This window comes from Sinorhizobium sp. 6-70 (assembly GCF_030124375.1).
In the GTDB taxonomy this organism is placed as follows: domain Bacteria; phylum Pseudomonadota; class Alphaproteobacteria; order Rhizobiales; family Rhizobiaceae; genus Sinorhizobium.
Genome location: NZ_JASKLS010000013.1, coordinates 44,824 through 57,446 on the forward strand (window position 1 = coordinate 44,824; position 12,623 = coordinate 57,446).

General features: G+C 63.5%; 12 protein-coding genes. 4 read left to right on the forward strand and 8 right to left on the reverse strand.

Annotation, left to right across the window (positions count from 1 at the left end; all coding sequences use genetic code 11):
- The first annotated feature begins 15 nt into the window (after positions 1–15).
- Both QN222_RS22665 and QN222_RS22670 read left to right on the forward strand, forming a co-directional pair.
- Entirely contained in the window at positions 16–1,854 is a 1,839-nt protein-coding gene (locus QN222_RS22665; RefSeq protein WP_283964879.1) for an assimilatory sulfite reductase (NADPH) flavoprotein subunit, read from the forward strand.
- A 6-nt stretch (positions 1,855–1,860) separates the two neighbouring features.
- On the forward strand, positions 1,861–3,585 hold the full coding sequence (locus QN222_RS22670; RefSeq protein ID WP_283964880.1) for an NADPH-dependent assimilatory sulfite reductase hemoprotein subunit: 1,725 nt from the start codon (positions 1,861–1,863) through the stop codon (positions 3,583–3,585).
- A 188-nt stretch (positions 3,586–3,773) separates the two neighbouring features.
- On the opposite strand, the gene QN222_RS22675 is transcribed toward QN222_RS22670, so the two are convergent.
- The gene (locus QN222_RS22675) at positions 3,774–4,919 is read right to left on the reverse strand and encodes an HPP family protein (protein WP_283964881.1); all 1,146 of its coding nucleotides are present in this window, start codon (positions 4,917–4,919) and stop codon (positions 3,774–3,776) included.
- A 238-nt stretch (positions 4,920–5,157) separates the two neighbouring features.
- Here QN222_RS22675 and QN222_RS22680 point away from each other — a divergent pair, with 238 nt between their 5' ends.
- Positions 5,158–5,451, forward strand: a complete 294-nt coding sequence (locus QN222_RS22680; RefSeq protein ID WP_283964882.1) for a hypothetical protein — start codon at positions 5,158–5,160, stop codon at positions 5,449–5,451.
- 32 nt (positions 5,452–5,483) lie between these two features.
- On the opposite strand, the gene QN222_RS22685 is transcribed toward QN222_RS22680, so the two are convergent.
- Genes QN222_RS22685 through QN222_RS22705 form a run of 5 tightly spaced genes read right to left on the reverse strand, consistent with a single transcriptional unit; the run spans position 5,484 to position 9,951 of the window.
- Positions 5,484–6,485, reverse strand: coding sequence for an Ldh family oxidoreductase (locus QN222_RS22685; RefSeq protein ID WP_283964883.1), 1,002 nt, complete (start codon positions 6,483–6,485; stop codon positions 5,484–5,486).
- Positions 6,482–7,414, reverse strand: coding sequence for a hydroxyacid dehydrogenase (locus QN222_RS22690; protein WP_283964884.1), 933 nt, complete (start codon positions 7,412–7,414; stop codon positions 6,482–6,484). Before QN222_RS22690 ends, QN222_RS22685 begins: the two co-directional genes overlap by 4 nt.
- 3 nt (positions 7,415–7,417) lie before the next feature.
- A complete protein-coding gene (locus tag QN222_RS22695; protein WP_283964885.1) occupies positions 7,418–8,440 on the reverse strand; it encodes a putative sulfate exporter family transporter in 1,023 nt (340 codons plus the stop codon).
- Positions 8,441–8,473: 33 nt separating this feature from the next.
- Positions 8,474–9,655, reverse strand: a complete 1,182-nt coding sequence (locus tag QN222_RS22700) for a UxaA family hydrolase (protein WP_283964886.1) — start codon at positions 9,653–9,655, stop codon at positions 8,474–8,476.
- Between the two features lie 8 nt (positions 9,656–9,663).
- On the reverse strand, positions 9,664–9,951 hold the full coding sequence (locus tag QN222_RS22705; protein WP_283964887.1) for a UxaA family hydrolase: 288 nt from the start codon (positions 9,949–9,951) through the stop codon (positions 9,664–9,666).
- A 108-nt stretch (positions 9,952–10,059) separates the two neighbouring features.
- Between QN222_RS22705 and QN222_RS22710 the strand changes: the two genes are divergently transcribed.
- Positions 10,060–10,791, forward strand: coding sequence for a GntR family transcriptional regulator (locus tag QN222_RS22710; RefSeq protein ID WP_283964888.1), 732 nt, complete (start codon positions 10,060–10,062; stop codon positions 10,789–10,791).
- Positions 10,792–10,864: 73 nt separating this feature from the next.
- Here the strand turns inward: QN222_RS22710 and QN222_RS22715 are convergent, their stop codons facing one another.
- Positions 10,865–11,767 carry an SMP-30/gluconolactonase/LRE family protein gene (locus tag QN222_RS22715; protein WP_283964889.1) on the reverse strand — a complete coding sequence of 301 codons (903 nt, stop codon included), beginning with the start codon at positions 11,765–11,767 and terminating at the stop codon, positions 10,865–10,867.
- Position 11,768: 1 nt separating this feature from the next.
- A complete protein-coding gene (locus tag QN222_RS22720; RefSeq protein WP_283964890.1) occupies positions 11,769–12,533 on the reverse strand; it encodes an HpcH/HpaI aldolase/citrate lyase family protein in 765 nt (254 codons plus the stop codon).
- Positions 12,534–12,623: the final 90 nt, after the last annotated feature.

The following is a 12,623-nucleotide window of genomic DNA, read 5'->3' on the forward strand; positions in this document are numbered from 1 at the left end:
GCTGGAGGCGTGCATATGACCGCATTGGAGTTCCCCGGCCCGGGGCTGACAGCCGACCAATGGAGCCAGATCTCGGCGCTGGCGACATCGCTCCGGCCTGGGCAGGCTCTCTGGATCAGCGGATATTTCGCCGGGCTCGATCATGGCGCGCGCGCCCTTCACGGCGCGACCCCTCTGGCGCCGCATCTCGCCAAAGCGGAGCCAGTTGATGTTCTCGCCAGCAAAACCCGTTCCCTCACCATCCTCTTCGGCAGCGAAACCGGCAACAGTGCGGCTCTCGCGAAGAGGCTCGCCGACGCGGCTCGCGGGAAAGGGGTTGAGCCGAGCTTGGTCGACATGGCGGACTACAAGCCGCGCAAGCTGAAGGATGAACAGGATCTCCTCATCATCACGTCCACGCATGGCGAGGGGGAGCCGCCCCTTTCGGCGGTCGGGTTCTTCGAATTCCTGGAGAGCCGCAAGGCGCCACGGCTCGAGAACCTGCGCTACGCCGTCCTGGCGCTGGGCGACACCACCTATGAATTCTTCTGCGGCGCAGGTAAGCGGCTCGATGCGCGGTTCGCCGAACTGGGCGCCAAGCGGCTCCGCGAGCGGGTCGATTGCGATGTCGACTACGAGGATCTCGCCACCGACTGGATCGAAAAATCCGTCGCCGCACTCACGCCTTCCTTGGGGCCTCCCGGCGAAGCAGCGATCTTGCCATCGGCCGCGCCGGCCGCGACTCCGATCGCGGCAACTCATGACAAGAGCAATCCCTTTTCCGCCCTCGTCATCGGCAATCTGGTGCTGACCGGACGCGGATCGAGCAAGGAGACGCGCCACATCGAACTGTCGCTTGACGGATCTGGCCTTGCCTTCGAGCCTGGCGACGCCCTTGGCGTCGCGCCCCGAAATGACCCGGCCGTCGTAGAGGCTCTGCTCTCGGCACTTCACCTCTCGGGGGAGGAGCCTCTCCGCATCAAGGAGCATGAGACCACGCTCGGCGAGGCGCTCGCCGGAACGCTTGAAGCCACGGCCGCCACGCCGCGCTTCCTCGACCACTGGGCCGAGATCACCGGCTCGAAGGCACTCCAGGCATTACGAGGGGAAGAAAACACCGATGCGCGCGCCACCTTTTTGCGGGCGAACCACGTCGTCGACATCGTACGGCAATTTCCGGCCACGGGCATTGATCCGCAGAGCTTCGCCGCCGGTTTAAGACCGCTGCAGCCGCGGCTCTATTCCATCGCATCCTCCGCGTCCGCAATTCCCGACGAGGTTCATCTGACGGTCGCCACCGTTCGCTACCAGCTCAATGGCGAAGAACGCCACGGCGTCGCCTCCGGTCATTTCTCTAAGCGCGCCGAGCCCGACACGGCCGTTCCGGTCTACGTGCAGCCCAATCCGCGTTTTCGGCTCGCCGGCGATGACGCACCGATCATTATGATCGGAGCGGGCACCGGCGTCGCGCCATACCGGGCCTTCCTGCAGGAGAGGGAGGCGCGAGGCGCCGGCGGACGGGCGTGGCTGTTTTTCGGCGAGCGCAATTTCGATAGCGATTTCCTCTATCAGACGGAGTGGCAGGGTTTGCTGAAGGACGGCGTCCTGACGCGCATGAACCTCGCTTTCTCGCGCGACGGCGACACGAAGACCTATGTGCAGCATCGGCTGATGGAACAAGCGCGCGACGTCTATGCTTGGCTGGAAGAGGGTGCCCACGTCTACGTCTGCGGCGACGGCGCGAAGCTTGCTCCCGACGTTCACGCGACACTGCTTGCTATCGTCCAACAACAGGGCGGGCTTAGCCCCTCGGCGTCGAAGGAATATGTCGGCGCGATGCAGGCGGCCCGCCGCTACCAGATCGATGTCTATTGAGGTGCGATGATGCCACTGGATCGCCGCCATGATCTTTCGCAGCCGCTCAACCGGCTCGGCCCCGACGAGACGCTTAAGGACCGCAGCGACCAGCTGCGCGGTACGATTGCTGCCGGCCTGGAGGAGGAGCTTACCGCAGCGGTACCCGGCGACGACGTGAAGCTGATGAAGTTCCACGGGCTTTACCAGCAGGATGACCGCGACATCCGGGATGAACGCCGCCGCCAGAAGCTGGAACCGGCATTCCGCTTCATGGCGCGCGTGCGCCTGCCGGGCGGGGTGCTGTCACCCGGGCAATGGCTGAAGCTCGACGAACTCGCGCGCGCCCATGCGGGCGAAACATTGAGGATGACGACACGGCAAACCTTTCAGTTTCACCGCGTCCACAAGCGCAATCTCCGCGCCGTTATCAAGGGCCTGCGCGACGTGCTGCTCGACACCAAGGCTGCGTGTGGCGACGATTCGCGCGGGGTGATGGCCTCGATAAACCCTGAGCTCTCGGCGCTCCATGCGGAAGTGTACGCGCTCGCCAAACAGGCCAGCGATCACGCGATCCCGAAGACTGGCGCCTATCGCGAGATCTGGTACGGCGAGGAACGGACGGGGTCGTCCGCGGGACCGGAGGAGCCGTTCTACGGCCGCACTTACATGCCGCGGAAGTTCAAGATCGGCTTCGTCATTCCGCCGATCAACGACATCGATGTCTATGCCCAGGATCTGGGTTTCATCGCCATCGCGACGAAAGCCGGGCTCGAGGGTTTCAACGTCGCGATCGGCGGCGGGATGGGCCGAACGGACCAGGCTCCCGACACCTATCCCAGGCTCGCCAGTGTCATAGGGTTCATACCCAAGGACAAGGTCCTGGAGGCCTGCGACGCGGTGATGTCGGTCCAGCGGGATTATGGCGACAGGGTCGATCGCAGCCATGCTCGTTTCAAGTACACGATCGACAACAAGGGGCTTGATTGGATAAGGGCCGCGATCGAGGACCGGCTCTCCTTTCCCTTGGAGCCGGCACGGCCCTATCGCTTCGTCTCAAACGGCGACAAGATCGGTTGGGCGCGCGGCGAGAACGGTCGCGAGCATTTCACGTTGCGCGTGGAGAACGGCCGCGTCAGCAATTTCGAGCATGTCGCTTTGCTCGACGGCCTGCGCACCATCGCAAGGGCGCACAGCGGGATGTTCCGGGTGACCCCCAACCAGAACCTCATCATCGCCGATATCGAGCCGGGGGACCGGCCAATGATCGAAAGCCTGCTGAAGGAGTACCGGCTAACCAGCCTCAACGAAGGAAGCGGACTTCGTCGCAATGCGATGGCCTGCGTGGCGCTGCCAACCTGCGGCCTGGCCATGGCCGAGAGTGAACGCTATTTGCCGACGCTTGTCGGAAAGATCGAGGCGATCCTCGCTGTTCACGGACTGTCGGAAGAGCCGATCACGATCCGGATGACCGGTTGTCCCAATGGATGTGCGCGCCCCTACATAGCCGAGATCGGGCTGACCGGCCGCGCGCCTGGAAAATATAATCTCTATCTCGGTGGCGGGTTCCATGGCCAGCGCCTGAACAAGATGGTGCTCGAAAATGCCGGCGAGCAGGCCATTCTCGGTCTGCTCGGCAAGGTCATCGCCGATTTCGCGCGCGACCGCTTTCAGGACGAGCGGTTCGGCGACTTCGCGATCCGCGCGCGCTACGCCGCCGAGGTCAAGGAGGGACGGCACTTCAACGACTAGAACGGGCTGAGGAAAAACGCGCGTTTTTCCGCCCGCATTCCGCCCCGACTGACGTTTATGATTTAGGTCGATTCGACCTAATCATCGTGATCTGAGAACCTGTACATCTTCGCTCGCCCTTGTCGGGCTGGCGGTTCCGTCCACGCATCCTGGGCGTGCCGATATGTAGACGGTGTCCCCGGCCTCGATCAGATGCCTTGCCCGTTGCCGTGCATGATTTCGGACGGACCATTTTGCGAGAGGCTTTTGGCCAAAGTCGCGAGCAGGTCGGTTTGGGAAATGATGCCCACGACCTTGGCGTCGTCGTCAAGGATGACAACGGCGTGTGTTTTGCCATCCGTCAGGCGGGGAAGCAGGCCGATCGCAGGGTCGGATGGCTTCGCGGTAGCTGCAGCGGTTATCGGCAGTTTGCTGTCGACTTCCGTGCCGGCCAGCTCTCGCAGGCCGACTGTGCCCTGGAGCTTCTCATTCTCGTCAAGCACTGGAAGCGTGCGAACGTCGTGCTTCAACAACAGGTATCGTGCATGGTCGGGCGTCGTGTCGCTTGGCACGGTCACCACGTCGCGGGACATGATGTCGGCGCAAGTCAACTCTCCCCTCTGTCTGATAAGGGCCTGCAGTTCGACTTCCCTCAGGAGGGCGTCGATGTCCTCGCGGCTGACATCGAGTGTTTCGTTCAAGCGTGCGATTGCCTCATCTATATCCTCGGAATTGAAGCCGACACGAAGCGCAGGCGGGGGATCCGCGGTCTTATGCGTATTCACCGGCGCAGCTGCCGGTCGATGAGGATATTGGCGGCGAGCCAGGCGGTGAAACACCATGCCCAGCCCGACGAGGATCAACGAGTTGATAGCCACCGGTATGAATGGGAACCAGAAACCTGCGCGTGCGACCGCAGCTCCACCGATTACGGCCGTCAGCGCGGAGGCGCCTCCTGGCGGATGAAGCGATCGCGTGAGCGACATGGCAAGGATCGCCAGAGCGACGGCAAGGCCGATCGCGAGCATTTGGTCCTTCACCAGATAGGCCACGGTGACGCCGATCAGGGCGGAAATGGTGTTTCCGCCAACGATTGACCAGGGCTGCGCGAGCGGACTGGCCGGAACGGCAAAGAGCAAAACCGCCGAGGCGCCGATGGGTGCGACGATCAACGGCAGTTGGGGATCGTCACCGAAAATAAATCCGCAGACCACGCCGGTGAGGCAGATGCCGATCAACGCCCCAAGGCAGCCGATTAGGCGCTCCTTTAGGGTTGCACCCGCCAGGATCGGCGAAAACAGCTTAAACTTGGGCAAATAGCCTGATTTTTGGTGAGGCGGAGGTGGGACAATCATTCCGGAGCGTCAGATGCAGTTGCTTATTTTTCGAGGCTTATGTGCCTATAAAAAGGGCGAGGCAATAGCGCGGACGCTATTCTATGTCGTTCCGGTCACTATTTCGGAATTTTGCACGGCTATGACAGGGTGTGAGCCAGATCAAGGAGAAGCGCGGTGATTTCGGGCATTCTCCTGAACATAGAAATTGGCACGCAAATTGCTCCCCTTACACGACAACAGTCGGTATGGGTGCAACTTGGACTTCTTCGACTTCTCCTCCGCCTTGATTTGGCTTGCTCTGGGATTGAGCGGCCCCGCGTTTCTGACGGCTTTTGGCGGTAGGCCCGATAACTGGAAAACCGCCGCCGAAACGACTGTCGGAACCACGGTTTTTGTCGGGGCGTTGGGGCTGTATCTCTCTGCCGGAGCCATTCTTGCTGCCGCGATTGCTTGTCTCGCCGCACTCGCAGTCGCGGCCAGGTTTCGAGGAAAGAGGCAGCAGTTGCCGATGTTAGCCGCCTCGATCCTCTGCCTGGGCTTCTATGTGTAGAGGGTTCTTCCTCACCATATATGGTGGCGCAGTTAGCGGCCGATTGCTTCTATCTCCGCTATCAAGGGCTGCTCGACAGGAATTCCTTCCTTGAGGAGGGATTGCCTGAGCGCCTGGCGACGACGGCCGGGAAGCCGCGCGCCTGGTGCATCCGAGACCATGTCGGCCATGGCCGCGAAGCGTTCGAGGATGCCGCTGCCGAAAGCCGTGGGATCGATGCAGACAATCAACTGGCCGACCCCGGGAGGCGCGCCCTTGTCGTCGAAGAACGACGTTGCTTCGTAGGCGTAGTTGGCGCCGGTCAGACCAGCGGCAAGCAACTCGACCATCAACGCAAGCGCCGTGCCCTTGGCATCTCCGACTGGCGCCATGGTGCCCGCGAGTGCCGCTTTCGGGTCGGTGGTCGGCCGGCCTTCCGCGTCGAAAGCCCAGCCTGGTGGAATAGCCTCGCCCTTCTGGTTGGCGGCCATGATCTTGCCGCGCGCCACTTTCGACAGGGAGATGTCGACGACGAGCGGATCCGTGCCTGCGATCGGCGCCGCGAAGGCGACGGGATTGGTGCCGAACAGCGGGCGGTTGGAGCCCCAGGGCGCCATCGCGCCCGGCGCGTTGGCGAACATCAGGGCGACGAGCCCGTTCCTGGCGTAACGCTCGACGGCTACGCCGGCGACGCCGCAATGGTGCGACCTGCGGAAACCGGCGAGCGCGACGCCTTGCGAGCGGGCGCATTCGCTGAGCGGTTCAACCGCGAGATCGAGCGCCGGGAAGGCGAAGCCGTTGGCGGCGTCCACGGCGAGGAGGGCAGGGCGAGGCTTTTCAAGGGTGGGTGTCGCAAAGCCGTCGACCTTGCCGGCCTTCGCCTGTGCGGCATAGGCAGCGACACGGCGCAGGCCGTGACCGCCCTGGCCCGCCAGTTCTGCCTCGACCAGGGCGTCGGCGACCGATGCCGCGTTCTTCTCCGAGGTGCGCGAGCGTACAAGCGCACCGACGATGAGCTTGTGGACCTGCGCGGCATCAAGCGTAATGGAACTCATCGTGTTCTCTCCAGTTCGGCCAGCACCTTCTCGGCGATGACGCTGCTGACGCGGACGTTCGATTCGTCTGTAACGCCAGCGATATGCGGCGTCAGGAGGAGATTGGGAATTCCGACGAACTTTGCACCGGCTTCGGCCGTGAGCGGCTCGACCTCGAATACGTCTAGGGCGGCGCCGCCGAGCTTGCCGGCCCTGAGGGCGTCGGCAAGCGCCTGCTCGTCCACGACTCCGCCCCGTGCCGCGTTGATGAGGACGGCGCCGGTGTTCATCCCGGCGATCTCAGTCGCGCCGATCATCTTCGTCGTGGCCGGCGTCAGTGGAACATGGAGGCTCACCACGTCGGCGACCTCCAACAGGCCTTCCAGCGACATGTTGCGCGCCGATTGCCATGCGGGATTGTCCGCTGGCAGATGCGGGTCATAGGCGACGATCTGCATGCCCATCGCCTGCGCCCGCCAGGCGACCTCGCGGGCAATCGCTCCGAAGCCGACAAGTCCCATGGTGCGACCGGCGAGTTCGCGGCCGATCAGCGTCTGGCGCGGCCAGGAGCCCGAGGCCACGGCCGCGGTCGACAACCATGCGCCGCGAAGGAGCATGAGGGCGGCCGTCATCACGTATTCGGCCACCGACAGATCGTTGGCTCCGGTGGCCGGATGGACGGAGACGTTGCACCGCCGGCACTCGTCGAGGTCGATATTGTCAAGCCCGACGCCGAGCCTGCCGACGCAGCGCAGATGCGGCCCGTGGTCGAGCAGGCTCGCGTTCACGCGGGTACGGTTGCGTACGATCAGTGCGACGGCGTCGGCAAGTTCGACCTGCAGACGGTCGGGGTTATCAACCAGCGACGGATCGTAAGTCACGGAATATCGCTGCCTGAGGTTATCAAGCGCCGCTTCGTCCATGAATTCGGATATGACGATTTCTGCCAAGGTCTAGTTCCTCATGATGAGTTCAAAGCTGATGACGAGGGTCATCAGGAGAATGGTTGCACCGATCGGAACCGCCAAGGCGGCCCAGCCCATCCTCAGTGTACCGGAAATGGAGGTGCGGATGCCGATCGCGGCCACGGCCGTGGCGAGACACCAGTTCGAGAGCGCGATCGAGACGTCGCGCAGTGCGGTCGGCACGAAGCCGGACGAATTGACCACGACCAGCACGGCAAAGGCGACCGCGAAAGGGGGCAGAAGCCACGGCAGCCGTCCTTCCGTACTCGCGCGCGATCGCATCGTGAGCGCTATGCCGAGGACTGTCGGCAGAAGAAGCGCCACGCGAAAGAGCTTCACGATCGTCGCGGTGTCGCCGGCCTCCTCGGATACCGCGTAGCCGGCGCCGACGACCTGGGCGACGTCGTGGATCGTCGCGCCGAGGAATATCCCGGTCTGGCGATTATCGAGACCGAGGAAGTGTGCAATGACCGGGTAGGCGAGCATCGCGACGGTCGAGAGCGTCGTGACCGTCACGATAACGAAGGCCGTTTCCCGGTCCTTGTTCGGTGAGGCGGGCAGCGTCGACGAGATGGCCAGTGCGGCGGAAGCGCCGCAAATGCCTGTCGCCCCGCCTGCGAGTACACCCAAGGTGGACGGCAGCCCGAAAAGCCTCGCAAGTGCGAGGCCGCTCGCGATCGAGACTGCCGTGCCGCTGGCCACGAGCAGCAAGGTATCGGAGCCGAGGCTCGCAACCTGCATGACCGAGATCTTCAGTCCGAGAAGAGCGATACCGACCTGCAGCAGAGGCCGCGAGGCAAAGGCGAGCCCCGCGCGCAACTGCTCATCGCCGGAAGCCGCATTGAGCGCGATGCCAATCAGCAATGCGAAAGGCATGACCGGCGCGCCGACGGCCTGGGCCACGAAGGTGGCCGCCGCTGCGACAGTCAGCGCGAGAAACAACCCCGGCGCGGGCGTGGACAGCGCCTTCAGCCATCCACGCCCCGCCATCGGCCGAGTTTCGACGTTCATGATAAAAAGGCCTCGGTCGATTGGCTTCGGTAATCAGGCGCTCCGGTAGAGTTTGGTCATCACAAATTCCCGGTGGCCGAGCGCCTCGGCTGCGGTGTGCCTGCCGTTGGCGGTGCGCAGGATGTTCTCGATCAGCGCGTCGCCCGCCTGGTCGATCGTCATCTCGCGGCGCAGGATGCCGGACACGTCGACGTCCACATGCTCGCCCATGGTGCGCACCGTGCGCGGGTTAGCCGTGATCTTGATGACCGGCACGATCGGGTTGCCGATGACGTTCCCCTGTCCGGTCGGGAAGGTGTGGATCACGTAGCCGCCCGCCGCCATAAGCGTGACGCATTCGGCAGCAGCGGAGGACGAATCCATGAAATAGAGGCCTTTGCCGGACCTTGGCGCCTCTGCCGGTTCAAGAATGTCGATATAGCGGGACGTGCGGCCGATCTTCTCCAGATTGCCGAGCGCCTTCTCCTCGATCGTGCTGAGGCCGCCTTCGATATTGCCCTTGGTTGGCTGGCTTTCGGAAAGGTCGCTGTCCTTGTGGGCCTCGATCACGTCTTCCTGGTAAGCCTTCCACATCTTGTACCAGCGCTCGCCGACCTCGGCATTGATGGCGCGCTCCTTGCAGATGTGTTCGGCGCCGGTGATTTCCGAGGTCTCGCCGAAGCAGCCGTAGATGCCTTCCGGCAACAGCTTGTCATACATGTTGCCGACGGTCGGGCAGGAACCGAGGCCCGTCGTGGTGTCGCTCTCGCCGCACTTGGTGGAGACCCACAGCTCCGAGACCGAGCACTCCTCGCGCTGCAATTCGGTGGCGTAGTGGACGAACTCCTTGGCCTTCCGGCTTGCGTCCATGATGGTCTTGAGGTCGCCATTCTGTTCGATCGAGAAGCCCGCGACCGGTTTGCCGGTTTCCGCGATGCCGTCGACGATCCGCTTCGTCCAGCCGGGCTCGATGCCGATGACGATGACTGCCGCCACGTTGGGGTTGGCGCCCGTTCCGATCATGGTGCGGAAATGCAAATCGAGGTCGGCGCCGAACTGCAGACGGCCGTAGGCATGCGGCAGGGCCAGCGTGCCCTTGATGTTGTTGGCCACGGCCTCGCAGGCGGCGTTGGAGATGTCATCAACCGGCAGGATCACGACATGGTTGCGCACGCCGACGCGGCCGTTGTCGCGGCGATAGCCCTTGAAGGTGAGGTTGGAGTACTTTGAAGCCATGATCGGACCTACCAGCGCTTGGTCTTGAGATTGTGGACATGAACGTGTCCGCCCTTGGCGACATCGGCGATGATTCGGCCGATGTCCTCGCCGTACTTGATCGCCGTGTCGCCGGCCCTGAGATCGGTCAGTGCGACCTTGTGGCCGATCGGCACGTCTTCGTTGACCTTCAGGTTAAAGCTCGAATTGTCGGCCGTTACGACGCAGGTCATGTCCGTGCCGGCTTTCAGGCCCTCGATGACGACGACACCGACGTTGTCGTGTGTCTCGTGCACCAGCAGTTGCGGTACGCTCACGCTTTCCTCCTTGGTTCGGAATTCTTATATAAGACATAAGATACGAAACTCTGGCGTTGTCAATCAAACTTCGCTATAAGGGTGCAGGAAAATTGGAGGCGATGATCAATGGACGTGAGCGCGGAAACCAGCTTGGGCTTTCGTCCACTCTATCTGCAGGTACGTGAGGAGATTACCCGGCAGCTTGCGAGCGGGCGCTGGCAACCCGGCACGATGCTGCCAAGCGAGCAGGAGCTTGCGCGCGAACTCGGCGTCAGCCAGGGCACGGTCCGCAAGGCACTCGACGCGATGACCGCCGAACGCATTCTCGTTCGCCGGCAGGGCCGGGGCACGTTCGTCGCCGAATATGAGGAGAGCCGGATTCTTTTCCAGTTCTTCCGGCTCTACCCCGATTCGGGCGAGCGGCTGTTTCCCATATCGAAGGTGCTGAACCTGTCGTCCGCAACGCCGAACCCGCGTGAGCGCGAGGCGCTCGGCCTCGATGACAAGGCCACGGTCTGGCGCATATCGCGGCTGCGCTATCATGGCTCGGAGCTGATGCTGCGCGAAACCCTGTCGCTGCCGGGCCAGATTTTTCAGGGCCTGTCGGAGACGGAGGAGATCCCCAACAACGTCTACCGGCTCTATTCGCAACGCTGGGGCATCACCGTCACCCGCATAGCAGAGAAGCTGAAGGCGGTTTCGGCCGACGAAGCCGACCGTGCCGCACTGAACTGCGCGGTTGGCGCGCCCCTGCTGGAAATCAGGCGCATCGCCTTCGACCTGCACAAGCGCCCGGTCGAATATCGCGAATCGCGCTGTCAGACCGACACCATGCACTACGCGTCCGATCTGAGCTGAATGACAGCGCCGCAGGTCTATATGACGCGCGGCGCTGCGGCGAATTGCTGCACGTCTTGTGTCCTTAGATCGATTACGCGCCGGTCCGGAAGCGTGTCGCCGGCAAACCTTCGATCCCGAGGTCGAGCGCGAGCAGCGCGCCCGCGAGAGGCTCCGCAGCGTGGGCTTCGGGTGCCAGTCCCTCGCTGATCGAGGTGACGAAGAGGGTCTTCAGGTCCGATCCGCCGAACGCGACTTTCGAGGGACGTGCGACGGGCAACGGCACGGCGAGGTCGAGCTTGCCTTCCGGCGTAAAGCGCAGCAGTTTCGATCCGCGGACGGCGGCCACCCAATAGCAGCCCGCGGCATCGACGGCGGCACCGTCGGGACGTCCGCCGTCCTCGGGGAAGACGACGAATGTCTCCTTTCCTTCCGGCCTGCCGGTGTCCGGATCGTAGTGCGCCCGCCAGACCTGGTGCGGCGTCAGGATCGTGTCGGCCCAGTAGACGGTGTGCCCATCCGGGCTGAATGCGATGCCGTTCGGAACGGTAAGGCCGCGCTCGATCGTGGCGGTGCCGCCGTCGCTCCCAACCACATGGATGTTGCCGACAGGAGTGAGGCCGGTCTGCGGCAGCGGCATGGTTCCCACCCACAGCCGTCCCTGGCGATCGCACGCGGCGTCGTTGGTCCGGTTGCCCGAGCCGGCGGGCTCGAGCTCAGTGAAAACGCTGGCCGTTCCGTTCGCCGGATCGAATTTCAGGACGCCGTCGTGCTGGCCGACGAGCCACGTCCCGTCGTCGGCAGGCTGGACGAAGCCGGTCATTTCCGGAAAATCCCAGCTTTCGGTCTCTCCGCTCCCCGGCCGCGTCCGCAGCACCTTGCAGCCGGCGATATCGACCCACAGCAACGCCCCTTCCTGCTCGTCCCAGATCGCGCTTTCCCCGATCCGCGCGGTATAGGAGCCGAGCCGCTCGATCCTTGGCCTCAACACGCGCATGTCAGCCACCGCTCCTCAGGTTCCTGAGCTCGCTTCGTGCGTTCGACATCATCAGACCGAGGTCAGATCCTGAAGCGACCCAACTGAAACCGTATCCGAGATAGTCGCGCGCTTGCGCCGAGCCACCCGCCAGGATGCCGCTCGGCATGCCGAGCTTCGCACAGCGGCCGGCAGCATCGGCAAGCACGTTCTGCACTTCAGGGTGACCCGGCTGGCCGATGAAACCCATGTCCGCGGAGAGATCTCCCGGGCCGATGAAGATGCAATCGACCCCAGGGACGGCGGCGATCTCCTCGAGATTCGCGACCGCCTTCTTCGTCTCCAACTGGAGAATGACGCAGATCTCGTTCGCTGCGTTGCGATGATAGTCGGCGACGGCGCCGTAGCGCGTGGCGCGACTCATCCCCGCGAAGCCGCGCACGCCGTCCGGAGGGTAGCGCGTGGCCGCAACCGCGCGGCGCGCCTCGTCGGCGTCTTGTATATAGGGGAACATCAGCGTCTGGGCGCCGAAATCGAGGAGCTGTTTCACCGTGACAGTGTCGTTCCACTGAAGCCGCACGACCGGGCTCGCTGGCGATCCGGCCGCCGCCTGGAGCAGGCCGAAGACGCGCGGCGCGTCGTTGGGGGCGTGTTCCATGTCAAGGACGACGAAGTCGTAGCCCGCAAAGCCCAGCGCCTCGGCCGCCATGGCGCTTCCGCTCATGGACCACACGCCGATCATCGGCGGTGTGCGCTTGAGATTCCTTTTGAATGCATTGAGCGGCATCTCCACGTTCCACACTCCTCTCCGTTTGAATCGAGATCGCGCTCGCCTGGCGCGTCAGATTTCTCTCTAGCGGAGTTCATCACGCATTGC